Genomic DNA, 26,767 nt, shown 5'->3' on the forward strand with positions numbered 1-26,767 from the left:
AGCAATATTCTTATCTGGGTTCATTATTGTCTAGGTTCATCATTATCTGAGTTCATTATGCATCTTAAATCGTTTCAACTAAGCCCTATTTCAATTCTTAGCCGCACTCTAATAAGAGCAATTCTTAGAACGACTATTAGCTCCATCCTAAGCGCAATTTTTTGCTGCAATTGCGCCAAGGTTCCCCAAAAATTAGCAGGTTTAGCCGCACAGTCTCATTCAGGACTAAAGGGACGTAAGCCAATATTGGGCTATTTTACCCCGATAACTCAAAAAAGCTGCCTTCATCGCCGCTACCAATATAAATCTTCCGCTATCAAAGTATTAAACAGCCCAAGGGGTAAGCGAAAACCCAACATAACGCACAGAAAATACCATTACTCAGCGAAAGCCAATAAATTCCAGTCCCAGATGATTGTATCGCCCCCAAACCTCAGGTAATCTGCATCCCCATTAAGTGACACAGATGATAAGCACAGGTTTTACTATGAGTGTCACGACATTAGTCATAAATGTCAGTCTTGACTCAGCCAAAATCGCTTCTCAGTCCCAATAGATTATGTCGGATAATAATTATTTTTAATGGCAACTCGCGACTCTCAATCTAAAGCGCCGTCTTATGCCCCCAAGAGCACAACTCCAGCGGCGCAAAAAGACAGCACACCTCGGCATCGCAACGCCACCACTACGCCTGAAATGCGACTCTTTATCCAACAATCGGATCTGAGCGTGAGCCAGCTGGCAAAGATTTTAAATATTACCGAGGCAACAGTGCGTAAGTGGCGTAAGCGTGAGTCCATCAGCAACAGTTCGAACACGCCCCACCATCTCAACACGACGCTCACGCCGATGGAAGAATACGTGGTGGTGGGATTACGTTACCAACTCAGACTCACCTTAGATAGATTGCTCCACGTCACCCAAACCTACATTAATCCCAATGTGTCGCGCTCCGGCCTTGCCCGTTGTTTAAAGCGCTACGGCATATCGCGGCTCGATGAGTTTGAAGCACCACAAGTACCCGAACGCTATTTTAATCAATTGCCTGTGACGCAAGGCAGCGATATCCAAACCTATACGGTCAATCCAGAAACCTTGGCCAAGGCGTTAGCTCTGCCAAGTACCGACGGCGATACTGTGGTGCAAGTGGTGTCACTCACCATACCGCCGCAGCTTACTGAGCAAGCCCCAAGCTCAGTGCTATTAGGCATAGATACGGCAAGTGATTGGATTTACCTCGATATTTATCAAGACAGCAATACCCAAGCGACCAATAGATATATCGCCTATGTTCTCAGACATGGGCCGTTTCATTTACGAAAGTTGCTCGTTCGCAACTATCACACCTTCTTAGCCCGTTTTCCCGGTGCCCATGGCACGCCAAAGACAAGCGCGGCTGAATCCCAAAACAAGGTCACCGTATCCAGGTCGACCCGTGGAGACTCTTTATGAGCCATACCCCTTCTGTACCTAATTCTGCGACTGAGTCAAAAAAAGATAAACGACTCAACAAACGTTTGAAAGATATGCCCGTTGCCATCGTCGGCATGGCCAGTATCTTCGCTAACTCGCGTTATTTAAATAAATTTTGGGATTTGATCAGCGAAAAAATCGATGCCATTACTGACATCCCAGACACCCATTGGCGCGCCGAAGATTACTACGATGCCGACAAAAGCAAAGCCGATAAAAGCTACTGTAAACGCGGTGGTTTTTTGCCTGAAGTCGACTTTAATCCCATGGAATTCGGTCTGCCGCCCAATATTTTAGAACTGACAGATACCTCGCAACTGCTGTCGCTGATTGTCGCCAAAGAAGTGCTCGCCGATGCCAATCTGCCCACCGATTATGATCGCGATCGTATCGGCATCACCCTAGGCGTGGGCGGTGGTCAAAAAATCAGTCAGAGCTTGAACTCGCGCCTGCAATATCCAGTATTGAAAAAAGTATTCAAAAGCAGCGGCCTGAGCGATGAAGACAGCGAAATGCTGATCAAAAAGTTCCAAGACCAATATATCCACTGGGAAGAAAACTCTTTCCCAGGGTCCTTAGGCAACGTGATTGCAGGCCGTATCGCCAACCGTTTTGATTTTGGCGGCATGAACTGCGTAGTCGATGCTGCCTGCGCGGGCTCGCTTGCCGCTATGCGTATGGCGTTGACTGAACTGACCGAAGGTCGTAGCGACATGATGATCACCGGCGGCGTCTGTACCGACAACTCGCCATCAATGTACATGAGCTTCTCAAAAACGCCAGCCTTCACCACTAACGAAACCATTCAACCCTTCGATATCGATTCTAAAGGCATGATGATCGGCGAAGGTATTGGCATGGTCGCGCTTAAGCGCCTTGAAGATGCCGAGCGCGATGGCGACCGAATTTATGCCGTAATCAAAGGCGTTGGCGCCTCATCGGACGGTAAATTTAAGAGTATTTATGCGCCGCGCCCTGAGGGCCAAGCTAAAGCACTCGAACGCGCTTACGACGATGCAGGTTTTGCACCGCACAGCATTGGTTTGATTGAAGCCCACGGCACAGGTACTGCCGCGGGTGATGTGGCTGAATTCAATGGCTTAAAATCGGTATTTGCCCAAGGCAACGACACAAATCAGCATATCGCGTTAGGTTCAGTGAAATCCCAAGTGGGCCACACTAAATCAACTGCGGGTACTGCCGGGGTTATCAAAGCTGCGCTGGCACTGCACCACAAGGTATTGCCTGCGACCATTAACGTCAGTAAGCCCAATCCAAAACTGAATATCGAAAGCTCGCCATTCTATTTAAATACCGAAACTCGCCCATGGTTCCAACGCGCCGATGCAACACCGCGCCGTGCAGGTGTAAGCTCCTTTGGTTTTGGCGGCACTAACTTCCATCTTGTATTAGAAGAATACAAACCTGAGCATAGCCGTGACGAGCAATATCGTCAGCGCAGTGTGCCGCAGACACTATTGTTTGCCGCCGCCAATAAAGCCGCGCTGCTTAGCGAGTTAAAAGCTGCGCTGAGCCAAAGTGTGAACACGAACGCGAATAAGAGCAGCGCTGCGAGCCTGAACGCTATCGCTCAGCAATATCCACTACGCACACTGGCAAGCACAGATGCCCGTTTAGGTTTTGTAGCTAAGGATATCGCACAGCTACAAGCTCAGTTAAATCAATCGATTGCACATTTAGAAACCAATGCAATTGAAGTGTGGCAATTACCGTCTGGTATCAGCTACCGCTCTCATGCCTTAGTGGCTAAGAATGAATCAAAGAAAGTAGCCGCCCTGTTTGCCGGTCAAGGTTCACAGTACCTCAACATGGGCCGCGAACTCGCCTGCCATTTCCCTGAAATGCGCCAACAAGTGATGGCCAGCGATAAGGTATTTGCTCACCACGGCCAAACACCGTTATCCAACATCCTTTACCCTATTCCGGCATTCGATGCCGATGCGGTGAAAGCCCAAGAAGCGGCGCTAACCAATACCCTGTTCGCCCAAAGCGCTATAGGCGCGATTTCAATGGCGCAATATTCGCTATTGACTCAGGCGGGTTTTGCCCCCGATATGGTGGCGGGTCACAGCTTTGGTGAATTGTCAGCTCTTTGCGCGGCAGGCGTGATTTCGAGTGTTGATTACGTCGAACTGGCCTTCGCCCGCGGACATGCCATGGCGCAAGTGCCGAGCGATACCGCGAGTAAAGCCGCAGACACTGGGACTCAAACTGACTTAGGGACAATGTTCGCCATCATTCTTAAGCAAAAGAATGATATCGATGCGCTCAATAGCTGTTTAGCCCAGTTTGATGGCGTTAAAATTGCCAACTACAACGCGCCGACACAATTAGTCATCGCAGGTGGCACAGAGCAAACTCAGCTGGCCGCTAAAGCCATTAGCAAACTGGGCTTTAAAGCGATTGCCCTGCCTGTCTCAGGCGCATTCCATACTCCATTGGTTGGACACGCACAAAAGCCATTTGCCAAAGCCATTGATAAAGCTAAATTCAGCGCACCTTCAGTCGCACTTTATGCCAACGGAACGGGTCAATTACACCCAAGCGATGGCAAAGCCATTAAAGCAGAATTCAAGCAACATATGCTGCAATCAGTTCATTTTAGCGAACAACTGCAGGCTATGTATGACGCTGGCGCCCGGGTTTTTGTTGAGTTTGGCCCTAAAAACATACTGCAAAAGTTAGTTGAAAATACCTTAGGCGAACACTTAAATGAGCTTTGCCTTGTCAGCATGAACCCGAATCCTAAGGGCGACAGTGACAGTCAATTACGCTTAGCTGCTGTGCAACTCGCGGTAGCCGGTGTGGCATTAACTGAGGTTGATCCCTATCAAGCAGTCACGTCACAAGAGATTGCCGAACGTGAAGCGCCATCAGCAATGAACATCAAACTCACCGCCACTAACCATATTAGTGCTGCGACCAAAGCTAAGATGGCCAAATCCCTCGCCACAGGCAGCGTGACTAGCCAAGTGCAATATGTGGATCGCATCGTTGAAACGGTTGTCGAAAAAGAAGTCGAAAAAATTGTTGAGAAAATAATAGAAGTGGAAGCGAATCAAGTGGCAGCTGTTGAAATGAAACAAACATCCCCAAGCGTTGCGCAAGGCTTAAGCAATCAGCAGCAAGCGACGGCGCAGTTAAACCCAAGCACACCTAACGTCAGCGGCGATGCGTTAACGGCATTTTTCAGCGCACAATCTCAAGCGGCGCAGTTACATCAACAGTTTTTAGCTATCCCGCAGCAATACGGCGATACCTTCACGACGCTGATGACAGAACAAGCCAAGATGGCAAGCCAAGGCATTGCAATCCCAGAAAGCCTGCAACGCTCGATGGAAATGTTCCACCAGCATCAAGCGCAAACCCTGCAAAGCCACGCCGAATTTATGCAACTGCAAAGCAGTAGCAGCCAAGCGGCCTTGGCGATGTTAAACAATGCGCCGATTAACTTTACTCCAGCAGTTGCTCAGCCACGAGCAACTGCGCCGGCTCCAGCACCTGTTGCTGCATCGACAGTTGCTACATCGACAGTGGCACACAATGCCGCACCAGTAGCGGCTCAGGCTGTTGCGACGAGACCAGCAATTAACACACCTGTTGCATCTGTTGTGCAAACCGCTCCAGTTGCTCATGCGCCTGCTGCGACAGTACAAGTTGCGCCAGCAGCTCCTGTTTTAGTTATGCCAGAAATGACATCTGTGGCACCAGCAACAAGCAGCTTAAGTGCTGCACTTGTTCAACAAACTATGATGGCTGTGGTTGCCGACAAAACAGGCTACCCCACTGAAATGCTGGAACTTGGCATGGATATGGAAGCCGATCTAGGTATCGATTCGATTAAGCGCGTTGAAATTTTAGGCACAGTGCAAGACGAACTGCCGGGCTTACCTGAACTCAGCCCAGAAGATCTGGCCGAGTGCCGTACCTTAGGTGAAATCGTTGACTACATGAACAGCAAACTGCCTGCGGCTGGCCAAGTTGTAGTTTCTACAACAGCGCCAACAGCTCCTGCCGCCAACGGTTTAAGCGCTGCGTTAGTGCATGCTTCTGAAATCGAGAGCACCATGATGGCTGTGGTGGCCGACAAGACTGGCTATCCCACTGAAATGCTGGAACTCAGCATGGATATGGAAGCCGATTTAGGTATCGATTCTATTAAGCGCGTTGAAATTTTAGGCACAGTACAAGACGAACTGCCGGGCTTACCTGAACTCAGCCCAGAGGATTTGGCCGAGTGTCGCACCTTGGGTGAAATCGTTGACTACATGAACAGCAAACTGCCTGCGGCTGGCCAAGTTGTAGTTTCTACAACAGCGCCAACAGCTCCTGCCGCCAACGGTTTAAGCGCTGCACTTGTTAAACAAACCATGATGACTGTGGTGGCTGACAAGACTGGCTATCCGACTGAAATGCTGGAGCTCAGCATGGATATGGAAGCCGATCTTGGTATCGATTCCATCAAGCGCGTTGAAATCTTAGGTACAGTGCAAGATGAGCTACCGGGCTTACCTGAGCTGAATCCTGAAGATCTGGCCGAATGTCGCACCTTAGGCGAAATCGTTGACTACATGAACAGCAAACTGCCAGCTGTGGGATCAGTTATCGTAGCAACTCATGTGACAACTGCCGCGCCTGCCGCCAGCGGTTTAAGCGCTGCGTTAGTGCAACAAACCATGATGGCTGTGGTGGCTGACAAGACGGGCTACCCCACTGAAATGCTGGAACTCAGCATGGACATGGAAGCCGATCTAGGCATCGATTCTATCAAGCGCGTTGAAATCTTAGGCACAGTGCAAGATGAGCTACCGGGCTTACCTGAGCTTAATCCTGAAGATCTGGCCGAGTGTCGCACCTTAGGCGAAATCGTTGACTACATGAACAGCAAATTGCCAGTAGTTAGCGCGGTAGCAGTTGCACCAGCGGCAAACGTTGAAGCAACGCCAGCACAAGTTCCAACAAATAACGGCTTAAGTGCTGAAAAAGTCCAACAAACCATGATGTCAGTGGTGGCCGACAAGACGGGCTATCCCACTGAAATGCTGGAACTGAGCATGGATATGGAAGCCGATTTAGGTATTGATTCGATCAAGCGCGTTGAAATCTTAGGCACAGTGCAAGACGAGCTGCCGGGTTTACCTGAGCTCAGCCCAGAAGATTTGGCCGAGTGTCGCACCTTAGGCGAAATCGTTAACTACATGAACAGCAAACTGCCAGCTGTGGGATCAGTTATCGTAGCAACTCATGTGACAACTGCCGCGCCTGCCGCCAGCGGTTTAAGCGCTGCGTTAGTGCAACAAACTATGATGGCAGTGGTGGCCGACAAAACAGGCTATCCCACTGAAATGCTGGAACTCAGCATGGATATGGAAGCCGATCTAGGTATCGATTCTATCAAGCGCGTTGAAATCTTAGGCACAGTGCAAGACGAGCTACCAGGCTTACCTGAGCTGAATCCTGAAGATCTGGCCGAGTGTCGCACCTTAGGCGAAATCGTTAGTTATATGCAAGGTAAGCTAGGCCAGAATGTAGCGCCAATTAGCGCTGTCGTTCAGCCTGAACCTACTATCGATTTGCCACCCCATGATTTACCACCACACAGTGAGGTGGTGCTAAAAAAGTTGCCAGCGGCGGCTGAGCTAGCGCAACAATCAGCACAAAAAGCTCTGCCACGCGTTTTTGCTAAAGATGCCTGCATTATCATTAGCGATGATGGTCACAATGCTGGCGTACTTGCCGAGAAATTGCATGCTCAAGGTCTAACGGTTGCGGTTGTGCGCTCGCCAGAAAGCCTTGTAGCCAGTGCATCACCGCTCAATAGCCACATTGCCAGCTTCACATTGGCGGCGATTGACGATACCAGCATCAGCGCAGTAATTAATGAGATCAAAACCTTAGGTCAGGTTGCAGGCTTTATTCATCTGCAACCACAACATAAAACCTCAGCCGATGCGAAAGGTTTAGTGTTGTCCAGTGCCGCCAAAGCGTCGGTCGAGCAAGCATTCTTGTTCGCCAAGCACTTACAACCGCTTTTAACAACAGCAGCAACCGCCAATACTAGCAGCAGCTTTATCAGCGTCAGTCGTATCGACGGTGGTTTTGGTTATCTTAACCACAGCCAAATTGCCCGCAGCGAGTTAAACCAAGCGGCATTGGCAGGTCTGACTAAAACCTTGAGCCACGAGTGGCCGAACGTGCATTGCCGCGCCTTAGATATCGCGCCAGCACTTGATGCCAAACAACTGGCCAATGCAGTCATCGCTGAGTTATTCGCAACCGATAAGCTATTAGAAGTCGGTGTGAGTGAAGCTGGCGCAACTGAAACACTGGCACGCGTGACCTTAGTTGCAGGCAAGGCAGATACCCGCCACAGCGCAGCTAACTTGACCAGTGCTGATAAAATTCTGGTGACCGGCGGCGCAAAAGGCGTGACCTTTGAATGTGCCTTGAGTCTGGCAAAACGCAGCAAGGCGCACTTTATCCTTGCCGGCAGAAGCAGCCAACAAGCCATTCCCGCTTGGGCGCAGGGTAAAAATAACAGTGAACTTAAAGCCGCTGCCATTGCCCACATTCAAAGCTTGGGCGAGAAACCCACGCCAAAACAAGTGGATGCCTTAGTATGGCCAGTGCAAAGCAGCCTAGAAATTGCAGCCGCACTAGAAGCCTTTACCGCCATGGGCGCGAGCGCCGAGTACTTAAGCCTCGATGTAAACAATCCAGACGCGATCGCCAGCACGATAGTGCCTATCACCGAGTTATCACCTATTACCGGCATCATCCATGGTGCGGGCGTACTCGCCGATAAACACATCCAAGACAAAACCTTAGATGAGTTAGCACGGGTATATGGCACTAAGGTCACAGGCATTAGCAATCTGCTTGCCGCACTGGATTTAGATAAAGTGAAACTGATCGCCCTGTTCTCTTCGGCGGCGGGTTTTTACGGCAATACCGGCCAAAGCGATTACGCTATGTCCAACGACATACTCAACAAAGCCGCACTGCAACTGGCGCAGCAACTGCCAAATGCCAAAGTGATGAGCTTCGATTGGGGTCCGTGGGACGGCGGTATGGTGAACCCTGCGCTGAAAAAGATGTTTATGGATCGCGGTGTTTATGTGATCCCGTTAAAGGCGGGTGCTGAGTTATTTGCGAGCCAATTACTGAGCAACACAGGCGCACAATTGCTGGTCGGTACTGATATGCAAGGCACAGTTCCAAGTGACGAACCAGCAACTCAAGGTAGCAATCTAAAAAAGCCTGAAGCGGATCTGACCACTGACGCGTCGGATCCGCATGCTTTGGCATCAACACTTGCTGCAATCGCTTTAACGCAACCGCTAACACTGCAGCGCACACTGGACCCTAAGGCAATGATCTTTATTGAAGATCATTGCATTAATGGTAATCCCGTATTGCCGACTGTGTGCGCGATTCAGTGGATGCGTGAAGCCGCCTTTGACGTGCTCAAGCAGCCTGTCAAAGTGCAAAGCTACAAGCTGCTGAAGGGCATTATTTTCGACACTGCCGTGTTACAAAATGGAGTGTTAGAAAGTGCAGCCCCCATCATGCTGGAACTTGAGCTAACGCCCTTGGATAATGCACAAGCATTCAATGCCTTAATCAGCTTTGAAGGTCGTCCGCAATATCAAGCTATTTTAGTGGTTGATGACACGGCTATCAGCTTGAACAAAGCAACTGCTTTTGACGCGCAAAGTTTAGCGGGACTTTCTGTCATCACAACCGCGGGCAGCCTTTACAGCGATGGCACGCTGTTCCACGGCCCAAGACTGCAAGGTATTGAGTCAGTGCTAAAGTTTGACGATGCAAGCTTAGTCGCCAAGGTGAGCCTACCCCATGTTGCGTTAGCGGACTGCGGGAGTTTTGCACCCAATCTCACCCCTAAAGGCTCACAAGCCTTTGCGGAAGATTTGTTGCTGCAGGCGATGCTGGTATGGGCGAGACTCAAATATGGCGCGGCGAGTTTGCCATCAAGCATTGGTGAGTTTATTTCCCATGCGCCATTTGCCTTTGGCGATACAGGTCATCTAGTGCTCGAGGTGGTAAAACACTCTGGCCGCGCCCTTGAAGCCAATATCACGCTATATCATCAAGATGGCCGCTTAAGCTGCGAGATGAACAACGCCAAAGTCACCATCAGCAAAAACCTTAACGGTGCATTCTTAGCCAATAAAGTTGCGAATAAAATTGCTAATAAAAGCATTGAAAGCGTGGAGGCAAAAGTCGAGTGAACTTAGCCTCTCCTTTAGCAACGACAAATAACGCCAAGCCACTGCGTATTGCAGTGTTGCTTGGCGATGCGCTCAACCTTGACTCTCACTCAGCCCAAATATTAGGGAGTTTTGCTGAACGTGAAAGCGTTCAGATTTGCGCTTTAGATGCCGACCAATCGCCAGCACATGAACCAATAGTGCATGAGCAAAGGTCGCTTACTGCATTATTGAGTCAAGCGGTGACGGCCCTTGAGCAAGGCAAGCTGGTTGAACTTAAATTCAATGATGGCAATCAGCCCCAGCCTTTGACTCAGTCTTTATATTTGCTCGATGGTTTAACAGCCGCCAAACTGCGCCTGCACGCCCACGGGTTTATTGCGGGCTTTGCCGCAGGCAATGAGGCAACAAATGGCGTGAATGCGGCTGTTGCTAATGCGGCAGCTGTTGCTAATAAGGCATTAGGGGCGGCAAAGCGCAATCCAGCACAAGCCGTTCAGCATCAACTTGTCGCCAACACACTTAATGAAGCATGTATTGCGCTGCGCCAAGGCGTAACCGCCCTCGCGGCGCGAACACTAGTGCCGCTTTATGACAAAGAAGGGAGAAATCAGCAAACGGGCTATTGGTTTAGCGACCAACATCAAGCGCGGGTGTTGTGTCTAAATCTTGTCGCAAAAACGTCAAGTCAAACGGATGAATCTCGACATCTAAACCAAAGTATTGTGCTGACCCAAGGCACACTAGTTATCGCGCCCAAAGCCCTTGTTGATAAAAACCGGCTGTTTGTGCCGATAAGTGGTGACAGTATTAATGAGCTAAAAGCAAAACTATTTCAGCTGCTTAGTTCACTAGAGATTGGCGCACTAAACACGTCATTTGCATCAAATCAACTCGCATTCTGGTTTGAACGCTATGATGCCAACGCACCACTGGCATTAGTCTTGATGGCGGCATCGATTGACGATCTGAAACTTGAAGCCAACGCCATACTTGCGGCGCTTGAAAATGATGCGGTTCGTCATCAGGGTCAAGCCTTTAAGACCCCAGCAGGCAGCTGTTTTACCGCTAAGCCGCTAGGGGATGCGGGACTGACCTTTGTTTATCCCGGCGTTGGCACGGTTTACGCCAATATGTTCAATAATTTGCATGAATATTTCCCCACGCTGTATCACCAGCTAGAACGTGAAGGCGATTTAAGCGCCATGCTGCAATCTCCGCAAATTTATGCGGCAGATGTTAAAACTGCAGCTGGCATGAGCTTAAGTCAGCAAGCGATTAGCGGCGTGGGCGCCAGTTACCTATTCACTAAATTGCTCACCCAAGTTTTTAATATTCAGCCAAAAATGGCGCTGGGCTACTCAATGGGTGAAGCCGCCATGTGGGCAAGCCTTAATGTGTGGCAAACGCCCCATGCTATGATCAACGCCACCGAAAATAGCGATATTTTCAACCATGCGATTTCTGGTGAGCTAACCGCAGTGCGCCGAGCATGGCAGCTTGCGGATGATGAAGCCATAGTGTGGAACAGCTTTGTGGTGCGCTCAGGTAGCCATGAAATCAAGGCATTATTGCCAGAGTTCCCTCGCGCCTACTTAGCCATCACCCAAGGTGATACGTGCGTCATTGCAGGCTGCGAAACAAGCTGTAAAGCCCTGCTTGCCACGTTAGGCAAACGCGGCATTGCCGCCAATCGCGTCACGGCAATGCATACCGCGCCTGCCATGTTAGTCCACGGGCAAGTACAAGATTTCTATACTCAAGCGCTAAAACCCGAGGCACTGAAACCTAAGGCGCTGAAAGCGGCGGCGCAAGATCTGCCGATTCGCTTTATCAGCGCAGCGCAAACTGCGCCAGTAACCGTGGATAGCCACAGCATTGGCCGCGCGATTGCCGATACCTTTTGTTCGCCACTCGACTTTAGTGCGCTCATTCACAATGCCACTGAGCAAGGCGCAAGGCTGTTTGTCGAAGTGGGCGCCGATAGGCAAACCAGCACACTCATAGATAAAATTAGCCACGCCCACGCAAGCCAAAGCACTGCGAACGCGGCGACAGCCGCCATTGCTTGCAATGCCAAGGGGGCCGATGCGATCACCAGCTTACTCAAGTGTTTAGCTCAGCTGATAAGCCACAGAGTGCCGCTTTCGCTCGCGCCGCTCATTCAGCCACTAAGTGCTAACGCAGCCCCTTTATCATCAGCAGTATCACCAGAAGGAGAACCCCAGTGAGTTCTCAGCATTCCCCTACTATTGATAAAACTACCGTGCCTACCATTGCGTCAAACCGCGCATCAAAAAGTGCGTCAAAAATCGCGATTGTCGGTCTCGCGACTCAATACCCTGACGCCGATAATCCCCAAACCTTCTGGCAAAACCTGCTGGATAAAAAAGACTCGCGCACCCAAATTAGCCGCGAAAAGCTCAATGCCAATCCCGCCGATTACCAAGGTGTGCAGGGTCAGTCTGACCGTTTTTACTGTGATAAGGGCGGCTACATCCAACACTTCCAGTTTGATGCCAAGGGTTATCAACTGCCTGAGTCTGCCTTTGACGGTTTAGATGAAAGCTTTTTATGGGCACTCGATTGCAGTCGTAAAGCCCTCCAAGACGCAGGGATTGCCACAAGCGATGCCATACTGGCGCGCACAGGTATCGTGATGGGAACCTTGTCGTTCCCGACCGCCCGCTCCAATGAATTATTTTTGCCTCTGTATCATCAAACCGTTGAAAAGGCGCTGCAAAACAAACTTAACCAAAGCGCTTTTCAACTGGCTGATTTTAACCAAGCTCACGCTGGAGAAGCGTTAAACGTCGAGCAAGTATTAAACGTCGCCAATGGCGCCGTTGCTCACACAGCCTCAAAGCTGGTCAGCGATGCACTCGGTTTAGGCGGCACTCAGTTAAGCCTGGACGCCGCCTGTGCTAGCTCAGTTTACGCACTCAAACTCGCCTGCGATTACCTAACAACTGGCAAGGCCGATATGATGCTTGCGGGCGCAGTATCGGGCGCAGATCCCTTCTTTATCAACATGGGATTCTCGATTTTTCACGCCTATCCAGATCATGGTATTTCGGCGCCCTTTGATAGTAACAGCAAGGGCTTATTCGCCGGAGAAGGCGCTGGGGTTTTAGTTTTAAAACGCTTAGAAGATGCCGAGCGCGATGGCGATAACATCTATGCGGTCGTCAGCGGCATTGGTTTGTCGAACGACGGTAAAGGCCAGTTTGTATTAAGCCCTAACAGCAAGGGCCAAGTGCAAGCCTTCGAGCGCGCATATAGTGCGGCAAACACTCAGCCTGCCAATATCGAAGTGATTGAATGCCATGCCACCGGCACGCCGCTCGGGGATAAGGTCGAGCTCGCCTCGATGGAGCGCTTCTTCGAGGACAAACTCGCGGGCTCTGCTGTGCCGCTGATCGGTTCGGCAAAATCCAACTTAGGCCATTTACTCACAGCCGCGGGCATGCCGGGGATCATGAAGATGATTTTTGCCATGCGCTCGGGTCGACTGCCGCCCAGTATTAACTTATCAGCGCCGATATCCTCGCCTAAGGGCTTGTTTAGCGCAAAAAATCTGCCAACAGAATTGCATGCTTGGCCCGATAAAGCCGGCAATGACCGCCGCCACGCCGGTGTTTCCGTGTTTGGTTTTGGCGGCTGTAACGCGCATTTACTGCTGGAATCCTATGTTGCCAATACAAACAAAAAGAATGAACAAGCCGCAGCCGCTGTAAGTTATCAGCACACGCCATTAAATATCATCGGTTTAGCATCGCACTTTGGGCCTTTATCCTCCATTAATGCACTGGATAACACGATTCAAGCTCGGCAACATGCCTTTATCCCGCTGCCCGCTAAACGCTGGAAAGGCTTAGATAAACACCCTGATATTCTAGCCAACTTTGGTTTAACCGGAACTGGCCTCGTAGCCGCACCACAGGGCGCGTATATCGACCAGTTCGATTTTGACTTTCTGCGCTTTAAAGTGCCGCCCAATGAAGACGACCGCCTGATCTCCCAGCAACTGCTGCTGATCAAAGTGGCCGATGAAGCGATTCGTGATGCGAATTTAAAGCCCGGTGGCAAGGTTGCTGTATTAGTGGCGATGGAAACAGAGCTTGAATTACACCAGTTCCGTGGCCGCGTAAATCTGCACACGCAACTGGCAGACAGCCTTAAAAAACAAGGGATCACCCTCACACAAGCTGAGTATCTCGCCCTTGAAAAAATCGCCATGGACAGTGTGCTCGATGCCGCCAAACTGAACCAATACACCAGTTTTATTGGCAATATCATGGCGTCACGCATCGCATCCCTTTGGGACTTTAACGGCCCTGCCTTTACCATTTCAGCGGCGGAGCAATCGGTCGCCCGCTGTATCGATGTAGCCGAAAACCTGTTGTCCCAAGAATCCTTAGATGCCGTAGTGATCGCCGCCGTCGATTTAAGTGGCAGCCTTGAGCAAGTGATCCTCAAAAATGCCGTATCGCCAGTGGCATTTACTGCCACTGACACAGGTTGGAAAGTCGGTGAAGGTGCTGGCGCACTGGTGCTAACTGCTGAAAATTCAAATACTAATGTTCTACTTAATGATGCCAATAGCAACAGCTATGGTCACATCAGTGGCCAAGTGTTTGGCGCCATGTGTGATATACAAGGTAACAGCAACACAGCGCGCATTTGCGATGACTTGTTAACCCAAGCCAAGGTGAATAGCAACCAGATTAGCTTGATTGAAACCAGTGTTGCAGTTGAGCAACTTGCCGATTCAGAGTTGGTACTCAATACCCTGCTGCCGAGTGTGAGTGAGCGCAGCCAAGCCGCTGATACCATTGGCCACAACTTTGCCGCTGCGGGCATGGCGAGTATTTTGAGCGCCCTGCTTCAGCTTAAAAATCATGGGCAATTAAAAAACCAAGCACAGCCACAAGCTAATCAAGTGCAGCACGCGCTCGTTGCCACGTTTAGCCAAGGTAAATGCTCGCAATTATTGCTCAGTCAAAGTGCCACGCAAGCGCACAGTTTGCAGCAAAGGCTTGAACAAGACTTAACGCTTTCAGAGCAAAAACACTTAATTAAACAAGTGACACTCGGTGGCCGCGATATCTATCAGCATATCCTTGATACGCCGCTCGCGGACATAGATGCAATACAGCAAAAAGCCCAAGCCATCACTGCATTGCCAAAGCGCAGCCAACGCAAACATTTGGCCCAAATAGCGAGCAAAGACACGAGTGGCTTTGCAACAAGCAGCCCAATCACGGCTCTACAAAAAGAGACATTAAGCAGCATGCCAATGAATGCCCTAAGCACGCCCAATAACAACGCCGCTCAAGCAGAGCTAAAAGACGCTGCATTTATACGTAATCAGCAACTAGCCCGTGAAGCACATCTAGCCTTTTTACAAAGCCGTGAGCAAGGCCTGAAGCTGGCCGATGCCTTGATGAAAGCCCAGCTTGCCAGCGAGTTAGCGGCCAATGGCCAAGCTACTCCAGTGGAGCAGCAAGCCATCGTTCAAGCATCTGCGCCAGCGGTTCTCCCACATCCTGCGCTTTATCCAAACCATGCAAAAGTGCCTCTGTACACGCCGCCAACACCGATAAGCAAGCCTTGCATTTGGGATTATGCGGATTTAGTCGAGTACGCCGAAGGTGATATCGCTAACGTCTTTGGTCAAGATTACGCCATTATCGACAGCTACTCGCGCCGTGTACGCCTGCCAACCACAGACTATTTGCTGGTATCTCGGGTAACGAAATTAAACGCCCAGATGAACCAATATCAGCCTTGCACTATGACCACGGAATACGACATTCCTGTGGACGCGCCGTATTTGGTCGATGGTCAAATTCCGTGGGCCGTGGCGGTTGAATCGGGTCAATGCGACTTGATGCTGATCAGCTACTTAGGTATCGACTTTGAAAATAAGGGCGAGCGCGTTTATCGCCTGCTTGATTGCACCCTGACCTTCCTTGGCGACTTACCGCGCGGTGGCGACACTCTGCGCTACGATATTTCCATCAATCACTTTGCCCGCAATGGCGATACCTTGTTGTTCTTCTTCTCCTACGAATGTTTCGTGGGCGACAAGCTGATCCTGAAAATGGATGGCGGCTGTGCCGGCTTCTTCACCGACAAGGAACTCGCCGACGGCAAAGGCGTTATTCACACCGAAGCCGAAATCAAAGCGCGCAACCTCGCCTTGAACAATCCGAATAAGCCGCGCTTTAATCCGTTACTGAACTGCGCGCAAAACCAATTTGATTACAGCCAAATCCATAAACTGCTCGGCGCCGATATCGGTGGCTGTTTTGGCGGCGCACACGCGGCGCATCAAGCCCAATATGGTTTGCAGCCCTCTTTATGTTTTGCCTCCGAAAAATTCCTGATGATTGAACAAGTCAGCCATCTTGAGGTACATGGCGGCGCGTGGGGCTTAGGTTCAGTGCAAGGCCATAAGCAGCTCGAAGCCGACCATTGGTATTTCCCGTGTCATTTCAAGGGCGACCAAGTGATGGCGGGATCGTTAATGGCTGAAGGTTGTGGACAATTACTGCAATTCTTTATGCTGCATATTGGGATGCACCTCGATGTAAAAGACGGTCGTTTCCAACCGCTCGAAAACGCGTCACAAAAAGTGCGCTGTCGCGGTCAAGTGTTGCCGCAATCTGGCCTACTCACCTATCGCATGGAAATCACCGAAATAGGTATGAGTCCGCGCCCGTATGCTAAGGCGAATATCGATATTCTGCTTAACGGCAAAGTGGTGGTGGATTTCCAAAACCTTGGGGTGATGATCAAAGAAGAAGCCGAATGCACCCGCTACCTTGCGGATAATGATGCCAGCACAGCTAACAATACGACTACAAATGTAGCTAAAAATACTGCTTCGGCTGCGACGCTGGTTTCGACAACACCCGCATCGTTAGCCGCGCCTTTGATGGCGCAGTTGCCAGATTTAACTGCGCCAACCAACAAAGGCGTAGTGCCGCTAAAGCATGTACCTGCGCCGATTGCGCCAGCGGATTCAAAGTACGCCAACCGTGTGCCCGATACCCTGCCGTTCACGCCGTATCACATGTTCGAATTTGCCACTGGCGATATCGAAAACTGCTTCGGCCCTGATTTCAGCATCTATCGCGGCCTTATTCCACCGCGCACGCCTTGCGGTGATTTACAGCTCACGACTCGCGTCATTGCGATTGACGGCAAACGCGGCGAGCTGAAAAAGCCTTCTTCGTGTATCGCCGAATACGAAGTGCCCGCAAACGCTTGGTATTACGATAAAAACAGCCATCACGCCGTGATGCCCTATTCTGTGCTGATGGAAATATCACTGCAGCCAAACGGCTTTATCTCAGGTTATATGGGCACCACCTTGGGCTTCCCCGGCCAAGAGCTGTTTTTCCGTAACTTAGACGGTAGCGGTAAGTTACTGCGCCATGTGGATTTACGCGGCAAAACCATAGTGAACGACTCACGTTTGTTATCGACTGTGATTGCCGGCAGCAACATCATCCAGAATTTCAGCTTCGAGCTAAGCTGCGATGGCGAACCATTCTACCAAGGTAAAGCGGTATTTGGTTACTTCAAGGGCGATGCGCTGAAAAACCAGTTAGGCATAGACAACGGCAAGACAACTCAGCCTTGGCATGTGCAAAATGGTATAGCCGCCGATAGCCAAATCAATCTGTTAGATAAACAGCATCGCAGCTTTAACGCCCCACAAGGTCAGCCACATTACCGTTTAGCGGGCGGTCAACTTAACTTTATCGACAAGGCTGAAATCGTAACAGCCGGCGGTAAAGCGGGCCTTGGCTATTTATACGCCGAGCGCACGATTGACCCGAGTGATTGGTTCTTCCAATTCCATTTCCATCAAGATCCAGTGATGCCAGGCTCATTAGGGGTTGAAGCCATTATCGAGCTGATGCAAACCTATGCGATTGACCAAGACCTTGGTGCGGGCTTTAAGAATCCAAAATTTGGCCAGATATTGTCGGATATCAAATGGAAGTATCGCGGCCAAATTAACCCATTAAACAAGCAGATGTCGCTGGATGTTCACATTACCAGCGTGACAGACGACAATGGCAAACGCATCATTATGGGCGATGCCAACTTGAGTAAAGATGGCCTGCGGATTTATGAAGTCAAAGATATCGCCATCTGTATTGAAGAAGCTTAATCACCTTGCTCAATTAGAAAGACGCTAATTACAAATAATGTGTCGCCTTGGCCAGAGTGCCTAAGGCGGCAATAAAAAGAGAATACCTATGACAAGCCATACTCTCGATCAATTTAATAGTAATAACGAAAAACTCAGCCCTTGGCCATGGCAAGTCAATGATGCAGCGCTGAGCTTTGATATCGACTCATTAGGCAAAAAACTCAAAGATTTAAGCCAAGCCTGCTACTTAGTCAATCACAGTGAAAAAGGCTTAGGCATAGCGCAAACGGCCGAAGTGACCACCAGTGACAGCCAAGCGCCATTGGGCTCACACCCTGTCAGCGCCTTTGCCCCTGCCCTTGGCACCCAAAGTTTAGGCGATAGTAATTTTCGCCGCGTCCACGGGGTTAAATACGCTTACTATGCCGGCGCCATGGCCAACGGTATTGCTTCGGAAGAACTGGTTATCGCGCTGGGTCAAGCGGGCATTTTGTGCTCATTTGGCGCGGCGGGGCTAATTCCATCCCGGGTTGAAGCGGCCATTACCCGCATTCAAGCAGCTCTGCCCAATGGTCCCTACGCCTTTAACTTAATTCACAGCCCAAGCGAGCCCGCATTAGAGCGCGGCAGCGTTGAGCTGTTTTTAAAACATAAAGTGCGCACGGTCGAAGCCTCGGCATTTTTAGGTTTAACGCCGCAGATCGTCTATTACCGCGCAGCGGGCTTGAGCCGCGACGCACATGGCGACATCGTCATTGGCAACAAAGTCATAGCCAAAATCAGCCGCACCGAAGTCGCAACTAAGTTTATGGAGCCGGCGCCTGCCAAAATCCTCCAGCAATTAGTGAGTGATGGTCTTATCAGCCAAGACCAAATGGCAATGGCATTACTGGTGCCAATGGCGGATGACATCACGGCCGAAGCCGACTCAGGTGGCCATACCGACAATCGTCCACTGGTCACGCTATTGCCGACGATTTTGGCGCTCAAAGATGAAATCCAAGCTAAGTATCAATACAAGACGCCCATCCGTGTCGGTGCAGGCGGCGGCGTTGGTACCCCCGACGCAGCATTAGCCACCTTCAACATGGGCGCGGCCTTTATCGTCACAGGTTCAATCAACCAAGCGTGTGTGGAGGCGGGCGCGAGCGAACACACACGTAAGTTACTCGCCACCACAGAAATGGCTGATGTGACTATGGCGCCTGCCGCCGATATGTTCGAAATGGGCGTGAAATTACAAGTAGTTAAGCGCGGTACTCTGTTTCCAATGCGCGCCAATAAGCTTTATGAAATTTATACCCGTTACGATTCAATTGATGCCATCCCCGCGGACGAGCGTAAAAAGCTCGAAGAGCAAGTGTTTCGCGCATCACTCGATGACATTTGGGCGGGCACAGTTGCCCACTTTAACGAACGTGACCCTAAGCAAATCGAGCGTGCACTGGATAACCCCAAACGTAAGATGGCGCTGATTTTCCGCTGGTATTTGGGTCTGTCGAGCCGCTGGTCGAACACAGGTGAAGTCGGCCGCGAAATGGATTACCAAATTTGGGCAGGCCCTGCGCTCGGGGCATTTAATGCGTGGGCAAAAGGCAGTTATTTAGATGACTATAAAGCCCGTAATGCGGTCGATTTAGCCAAACATTTAATGGTGGGCGCGGCGTATCAATCCCGCATTAACTTGCTGTTATCCCAAGGGGTTAGCATTCCAGTTAGCCTGCAACGCTGGAAACCGCTAAATCGTTTTTAACCCCTAACGGACTATCGAGACATCAAGTAGGGACTCAACTCCCTACTTGATGCAGTCTTCTTCACTACCTCGTTAAATCGAAGCCGCCGACCTTATTACCAATCTAATCCCTTGAGTTATTGACTCTGTTTGTGCCAATGCCGCTAAGCACTGTCGCTCCAGTGGCACGCCGTAAACCCATCCTTGGGGCTCAACGGAAAAGTCCCTTTTTCCGATGGCCACTGCCGCGACAATGCACGCCAGCAACCAATCGCGTAATTTATGAATAGGTTGCGAGGCAAACTTTGATAGGACATATCCCTTCCCCAAAACTCTACATACACCACATGATTTGTGAATAAAGTTTTTTGTCATTCAAAAGTATCGGCTTTTTTTTGCTGTGCTTCTCTATTTTCTGACTGAAACTCTTACCGAAGCTTAGGTAAAAATTGCCTATTCCACGCTTAGCACATTCGTATCCGCTTAAAACCAATTCTTTAAATTTTATTTAAAATCAACATTTTAATTAAAATAAACAAAGTTGGCATTATGTTCGCATTCTAGAAATAACCATTAGCCGTTACCTTACAAATGACACAAACGGTCATGCGAAGGATTAAGACAAGGGCAGGAGGTTATTATGTTAGGTTGGACATTAGTATTTCTAGTTGTCGCTGTTATTGCCGGACTGTTTGGATTTACGGGTATCGCTGGCGCGGCAGCGGGAATCGCAAAAATTATTTTCTTCTTATTTATTGTGTTACTCGTAATTTCACTGCTGATTAATGCCCTCAAGGGCAAGTCACCGCGACTTTAATTTTTTTAGAAAAGGAGATGTATATGAAACCATTTACTCTGATGACAAGCGCTTCACTGGCATTACTGCTCGCTTTAGGTTTAACCGCCTGTAGTGATAACAAAGCCGAAGATGCCGGCGAAAAAATTGATGAAGTGATGACTGATGCAGGTAATGCCATTGAAGATGCCTGTGAAGAAGTTAAAGAAGGCGTTAAGGCTAAAGATACTAAGTGCTAATCTGACACTTTAACCTAACTTGAGGGTGGCAATAGACATATCTACTGCCACCCTTTTGATCTAATGTTAACAACGCGATTCACCGATTCAGTCAGCCGCTCAACATGCAGCGGTTAAATCAAAAAACAGCATTGGAGGGCGCGTATGCTAAGCAAAATCCACATCAAATATTTCTACTTTATGGGTGCCGTGTTACTCGCCTATTTTGCAGTAACGGGCACGTCTACCCTGCTCACCTTTATTTGGGCTTGGACAAGCCTGTCGCTATTTTTAGTCGGTTCAGCCTACTGGTTTAATCTCGCTAGCATTTTTAGAAAGCGTCAAGATGGCACTATCCCTTGGTATATTCGCTGGGGCTTTATTCCGTTTTTATTGGGCTGTCGGCTGTATAATCATTGGGCCAGAAAACGCGACTCTGTGCCGTCGATGCAAAAGATAGATGAGCAGTTGTATCTCGGCTGCCGATTATTTTCTGCGGATCTGCAGAAAATCAAAGCCAATAAGATCACCGCAATTCTTGATGTGACCGCCGAATTTGATGGCTTAGATTGGTCGCAGTTTGAAGATCATATCGAGTATTTGAACATTCCCATCCTCGACCATAGCGTGCCGACCAGTGCCCAACTCAATCAAGCCGTTAACTGGTTACATCGCCAAGTGCGCGCCAATAAACAGGTGCTGATCCACTGTGCTATGGGGCGCGGCCGCTCAGTACTGGTGCTCGCCGCCTATTTAGTCTGTAAAGATAAACAGCGCAACTTCGCCGAAGTACTGCAACAAATTAAGCAAGTCCGCAAAACCGCGGGCTTAAACAAATGGCAATTACGCGCCCTTGAACACATGCTTAAGCAAGGCAAAATCAACATCCACAAAGTGGCGTGGATTATCGCCAACCCAGTCTCCGGCGGCGGCAAATGGCAAGAATATGGCGAGCAAATCCAAGACGAACTAAAAGCCTATTTTGACCTAACGTTAAAACTCACCAGCGAAAATGTCAGCGCAAACACCTTCGCCAAAAAAGCCCGCAGTAGCGGCGCAGATATCATTATTGCCTGTGGCGGCGATGGCACAGTGACAGAGGTGGCATCGGAAATAGTGAACACTGATATCGCCTTAGGGATCATTCCGTTAGGCACGACTAACGCCCTCAGCCACGCGCTATTTGGTTTAGGCAGTAAGCTCATTCCTGTCTCTCAGGCGCTGGACAATATTATCCAAGGGCATTACCAAGCCATTGATACAGCTCGTTGTAATGAACAATTAGTCTTGTTACTTGTGGGGATTGGCTTTGAACAGCAGATGATTGAATCTGCCAACCGTGAACGTAAAAATGCCCTCGGCCAGTTTGCCTACCTCGATGGTTTATGGCGCGCCGTCAATGCCGATGTCACTTTAACCATACAGCTCAGCTTAGATGATGCCGAGCCCACAACATTAACCACCCATAGCCTCATCGTTGCCAATGCAGCACCGTTTACCAGCGTATTAGCGCAAGGCGATGGCGAGCCAAACATGACAGATGGCCTACTCGATATTACCTGGCTAGATGCCGGCAGTGAGCCGACAGACAAGCTCCTTAGCCTAGCCGAATTAGCCATTGCTGGATGGGTAAAGGAAGGCAATAAAGACACGCATTCAAAGCTACCTGGTACGCCATCTAGCGCGACCAAGGTCCACCACGCCCATGCGAAAAAAGTGAACATTAGCAGTCAGCCCAAGTGTAAATATGTGATTGATGGCGAAATCTTTGAACCCGCGGATCTCACCATTGAAGTCCAACCCGCATCTCTCAAGGTATTTGTGCCTTATCAAGAATCGACTGAAAATGCTATCGACCCAAAAATCATATAAATGACACTATCGCGATGTTTATTAAGATAAAAACAACAAGCGCAATAAGCACTCGCATAAAATTAAATTCACTCACTTTGGGGTGGGATTTTTGAGGACTATTGCTAAAATCCTGAAACTTACAGCCTATCGCTTGCGCGCATTGCTGCAAAACTTGCTGTAATTCCTGCTTGTCAGTGCTGTTAGCCAATTTCAGTTGACTCCCTTTAGGCTGCTGCACTTGTAAATAAGCGAGATAGTGATCTACCGTATCTTCCGCTTGGCGGTTACGGTCGAGCTGGTGCCAATGGGTTGTTTGTAGCAGATAGAGTTGCACAGCATTAATATCTGAAAAGGCATAGGCGCGCCAACGCCACAATCCAGGCAACTTCCCATTGAAGACACCTTTACCAAGCCACAATTGCTGTCGCTCGGTATCTAACCAAGATTGTTGCCGAACTAACGCTAGCGGCAGTACAGGGAACAACAGAAAAAATGCCACCCAACCAAGCACAAGCCGTAACACGGGCTCGGGTTGTAACCAGGCCGCCCTCGCACAAAGCAATCCAAGCACTAACAAGGCAATGGCAAAAAACCACAGTATAGGTCGGTACTGGGTACTCAACGCCTTGAGATAAAGCGCACTCTTAGGAGGTTGATTAAGTGTCACTGAACTTGTTCCTTGTTCCTTGTTCCTTGTTCCTTGTTCCTTGTTCCAAAAATTATCTCACCATCCCAAATTGACCTGTGCTAGTAACAATATGAGGCATTGATAGTTTACACAATCAACACCTAACTTATTTTTAGATCCTTTCGAGTTAAACCAACGACTGACATCAATGGAAATAACCGTTGCGATATCGCTCATAGTGTAACGAAAAGCTGCAACTTTGCAGTTGCAGCTAAGGTGTTATTGACCCGCAGCGGTATCCTCACCGGTCCAGAGTCGCATGATGCGATAAGGTGGTTTGGCTGTTTCAGCTTCGCCATTAAAGGCTTTTGCTTTATGCAATTGATTCACTGAAATATATAACCAGCCCGTTTCACCAAATTGCACACTATCGGGAAAATCCAGCAATGGAGAACTGACCGCTGTTGATAGCGTACCTTTGTTATCTAACATAGATATGGCATTGTGGTTCAAATTGGTGAAGTAATGATTACCTTGTTTGGACGTTGCAGCGCCATCTGACACTGGCTTAGCTCCGACTAATTTTACAGTCGCGATAATTTTATCATTATTGCCTGTTTGTAAAGCCGCAGTCGATAACTGATACCAGTGAGTGCCATTCATTGCACCATAATAGAGTGTGCTTCCATCGGCAGATAAACTGATGGGATTGACCGCGACACTAGCAACCTTGCCATTAAACAATGTTGTTTTGTTATCTATGTTCATTACTGCATCCGCTTCGGCCTGCAGCGAACTATGACCTGAAAAACGTACGGTATGACCATCGTCGATACGCACTGCTAAGAGGCCTGGGTTGGCGATATCGGCTAAATAAATCCAGCCTTTTTGTGAATCGACAACCAGATCCTGCATAAAGCTGCCTTTGGGCGCGAGTGCTTGTGGTAGGACAATTTGTTTATATAGACTGCCATCCTTAATGTTGAATCCCCAAATCCTCGTCTGACCTAATTCTAACCCCATATCTGCGGTCCAGAGGTGTCCAGCTTTGTCCTGAGCAATACCTAATAAGGTATCAAATTGAGCAGTATTGGCTGTCGATGTTTTTTGCAAATCCATTGAAGGCCAAGCTTTGTAAGCATTGGTTTCACGATTAACTTCAATCAGTTGTATACCTGACGGCGTATCAAGTGGATGTACCGTGGCAAAAATCCGACCTTGTGCAGTGACGCTGACATTGCCAGGTCGTATTGGCAATTCAGCGACTGTTTCAAGACTTCCTACCGCTGGGGTAGCGTTTACAAAACTACTGGCAGTCAAAGAAAGCCATAATGCTGTAGTAAATAAGTGTTTCATATTCTATCTCCGCTTTTCTGTTTAAGGGCTGTAGAATAGGAGTTATTATTTACAAAAAAAATAGTGTAAAAATCGGTTCTGTTTCAATATTAATTTGATAATCAGCACTATTCCGCCGTCGGCTCACCCGCTTCGACTTGCTGCTCGTACTTGCTGAGCTTGTTGTAGAGAGTTTTCACGCTGATCCCCAGTTGCTCGGCGGTATCGGTTTTATTGCCTTGAGTGGTTTCTAATGCTTGATAAATGGCGATTTTTTCTAAGTCTTCTAAACGCATGCCCTGCGGAATAACCACTTGGTCATCGGCAGATGCCCCCATTTCACTCGCCTGTGGCAGTTGTAAGTGACTGGGTAAAATCTCTTGATCTGCCAAAATATAGGCTCGCTCAATGGCATGTTTTAATTCACGCACATTCCCTGGCCAAGGATATGCCGCAATCATCTGCGCACTGTCTTCAGCGAGGCTTTTATTCTGCTTTTCGGCCACATTACGATAGGCAAGAAAATGCTGCGCTAGCCCGAGAATATCATCGCCACGTTCCCTTAATGGCGGAACGCGGATAGGGAACTGGGCCAAACGGAAATACAAATCTTCGCGAAATTGCCCTGCCTCAATCGCCACTATGGGATCACGATTAGTTGCCGCCACAATCCGCACATTGGCATGCTGCACTTTGGCACCGCCAACGGGACGATATTCGCTATTTTCAAGCACTCTGAGTAACTTCACTTGATGCTCAATCGGCATTTCGGTGACTTCATCAAGAAATAAGGTTCCACCTTCTGCCTGCTCAAATACGCCTTTGTGATCGCGATTCGCACCAGTGAAAGCGCCTTTGACATGACCAAACAGCTCACTATCGACCAACTCAGGGCTTAATGCACCGCAGTTAATTGCAATAAAAGGCTCGTTCAATCTCGGGCTGGCAAGATGTATGGTATTGGCAACGAGCTCTTTCCCTGCGCCACTCTCACCAATAATCAGCACATTACTGTCGGTCGCAGAAACGCGACGTATCGTACGATACAGCTTGTGCATAGCTGCAGAGGAACCGACAAGCAAACCATATTGGTCTAGCTCGCTGGAAAAAGGCCGAGGCCGGATTGGTGATGAGACTAAATACTGGGCAAAATCGGCGAAGATGTCACTGATCAACGTCATATCGTAGGGTTTACGAAAATGATAACAGGCAAAATTCGACATTAACTGATCAAGATTGGGGTTCGGCTGACCGTCGGAGAGAAATATAAACTCGATATTAGACAAGGCCGTATTGTCCAGCAGCCCAAGATAATCCTCACGGCTAAGGCTAGACAGCTCAATGATGGCAACATCAATGTGGTTCGCCTCAAGCTGCTCTATCCAAGGTAAATCATCGACACTGCGTAGCTTATTAAAGTCGGCTGCGCCGGCGAGTTCAATGATAGCTTGCTCGGCGTTTACATCCTGCAGGTGATAAAAAAGTGTCAATCGAGCCATGCTATCCCACTCCCTGTGTATGAAGGGCTACTGTATGTCAGTCGTGAAATTTTAACAACAGCAACGGTAATAGTTGCCGATATTCTAAGAGGATGGCGCAAGTAACCGAGAATATCAGTCTAAAAATCAGCCTGTTAACATACCATTAAAAATGAGAACAAAATATGCATGGTAGCTGAACGAAACGCAATTAGTTAAGCCAAACCGTTAAACAGGACTGTGCCGAACGCTGGCATTTGGAGGCATTCATGAAGTCTAATGTTGTGCAACATCAGACTGATATCCGCGCCGATATCAGTTTGATTGATGAAATAATAAAGCTCAATCAAGAAGGGCTAACATTCTACAATCAGGCAATGACGTACGTCGAAGACTATAACCTTAAGCGTATTTTTTCGACCAAAGCGAATATCCATCAACGAATGTTGACGCGTTTTGAACAGCTGCGCCCTCTAACTGGTGAGCCTATTCATGGTCTAAGTCATGCAATACCAGTGACTTATACTCAAGTGACCAAATTGCTGCAACAATGCCATATGGCACAAGCGATGGCCGCACTTGTCGCCATTGAACAACAAGTGTTAATCCAGATGAAACAAGCGGTAAGGCAAGCACATCAGCCACAGCTTGCCAATCAGCTCGCAGAAGGTGCCGCTTGGTTGCAAATCAGTTGCGATGGTATGAGTTCACTCAACCCCAGTTAATCCTTGTAGCTGTTAGCATCAGTGCACATCAATATGATGTCTCTGTACTAATACGGCTTGCTACTGCATACGCGAAACCTTACACACTCAACCGCACTTATTG

The 26,767-nt window shown here is 49.0% G+C and carries 12 protein-coding genes; 9 read left to right on the forward strand and 3 right to left on the reverse strand.

What is annotated here, in order from left to right; genetic code table 11:
* The first annotated feature begins 582 nt into the window (after positions 1–582).
* From Q4Q49_RS12110 to Q4Q49_RS12145, 8 genes are all read left to right on the forward strand, one after another.
* Positions 583–1,452 (forward strand): helix-turn-helix domain-containing protein, encoded by an 870-nt coding sequence (locus Q4Q49_RS12110; RefSeq protein ID WP_011846331.1) that lies wholly within the window; start codon positions 583–585, stop codon positions 1,450–1,452.
* Positions 1,449–9,746 (forward strand): phosphopantetheine-binding protein, encoded by an 8,298-nt coding sequence (locus Q4Q49_RS12115; RefSeq protein ID WP_311999454.1) that lies wholly within the window; start codon positions 1,449–1,451, stop codon positions 9,744–9,746. The genes Q4Q49_RS12110 and Q4Q49_RS12115 overlap by 4 nt, the downstream gene beginning before the upstream one ends.
* Entirely contained in the window at positions 9,743–11,956 is a 2,214-nt protein-coding gene (locus Q4Q49_RS12120) for a PfaB family protein (protein ID WP_311999455.1), read from the forward strand. Before Q4Q49_RS12115 ends, Q4Q49_RS12120 begins: the two co-directional genes overlap by 4 nt.
* On the forward strand, positions 11,953–17,916 hold the full coding sequence (locus Q4Q49_RS12125) for a beta-ketoacyl synthase N-terminal-like domain-containing protein (protein ID WP_311999456.1): 5,964 nt from the start codon (positions 11,953–11,955) through the stop codon (positions 17,914–17,916). The genes Q4Q49_RS12120 and Q4Q49_RS12125 overlap by 4 nt, the downstream gene beginning before the upstream one ends.
* 88 nt (positions 17,917–18,004) lie before the next feature.
* Positions 18,005–19,651, forward strand: coding sequence for an eicosapentaenoate synthase subunit PfaD (gene pfaD, locus Q4Q49_RS12130; protein ID WP_311999457.1), 1,647 nt, complete (start codon positions 18,005–18,007; stop codon positions 19,649–19,651).
* 619 nt (positions 19,652–20,270) lie between these two features.
* Positions 20,271–20,447: a DUF1328 domain-containing protein gene (locus Q4Q49_RS12135; protein WP_006080947.1), complete on the forward strand. Its 177-nt coding sequence runs from the start codon at positions 20,271–20,273 to the stop codon at positions 20,445–20,447.
* Between the two features lie 23 nt (positions 20,448–20,470).
* Positions 20,471–20,665, forward strand: coding sequence for a hypothetical protein (locus Q4Q49_RS12140; protein WP_006080946.1), 195 nt, complete (start codon positions 20,471–20,473; stop codon positions 20,663–20,665).
* Positions 20,666–20,809: 144 nt separating this feature from the next.
* A complete protein-coding gene (locus Q4Q49_RS12145) occupies positions 20,810–22,516 on the forward strand; it encodes a diacylglycerol kinase family protein (RefSeq protein ID WP_311999458.1) in 1,707 nt (568 codons plus the stop codon).
* Here the strand turns inward: Q4Q49_RS12145 and Q4Q49_RS12150 are convergent.
* The 3 genes from Q4Q49_RS12150 to Q4Q49_RS12160 all read right to left on the reverse strand — a co-directional run bounded on the left by Q4Q49_RS12150 (position 22,509) and on the right by Q4Q49_RS12160 (position 25,960).
* A complete protein-coding gene (locus tag Q4Q49_RS12150; protein WP_012088707.1) occupies positions 22,509–23,165 on the reverse strand; it encodes a hypothetical protein in 657 nt (218 codons plus the stop codon). The genes Q4Q49_RS12145 and Q4Q49_RS12150 overlap by 8 nt on opposite strands.
* Before the next feature lie 240 nt (positions 23,166–23,405).
* The gene (locus Q4Q49_RS12155) at positions 23,406–24,482 is read right to left on the reverse strand and encodes an L-dopachrome tautomerase-related protein (protein ID WP_311999459.1); all 1,077 of its coding nucleotides are present in this window, start codon (positions 24,480–24,482) and stop codon (positions 23,406–23,408) included.
* A gap of 107 nt (positions 24,483–24,589) precedes the next feature.
* Entirely contained in the window at positions 24,590–25,960 is a 1,371-nt protein-coding gene (locus Q4Q49_RS12160) for a sigma-54-dependent Fis family transcriptional regulator (protein WP_259544090.1), read from the reverse strand.
* 248 nt (positions 25,961–26,208) lie between these two features.
* Here Q4Q49_RS12160 and Q4Q49_RS12165 point away from each other — a divergent pair, with 248 nt between their 5' ends.
* Positions 26,209–26,664 carry a hypothetical protein gene (locus Q4Q49_RS12165; RefSeq protein ID WP_012088704.1) on the forward strand — a complete coding sequence of 152 codons (456 nt, stop codon included), beginning with the start codon at positions 26,209–26,211 and terminating at the stop codon, positions 26,662–26,664.
* The last annotated feature ends 103 nt before the right edge of the window (positions 26,665–26,767 follow it).

Source organism: Shewanella sp. SP1S1-7 (assembly GCF_031932105.1).
Lineage (GTDB): Bacteria > Pseudomonadota > Gammaproteobacteria > Enterobacterales > Shewanellaceae > Shewanella > Shewanella baltica.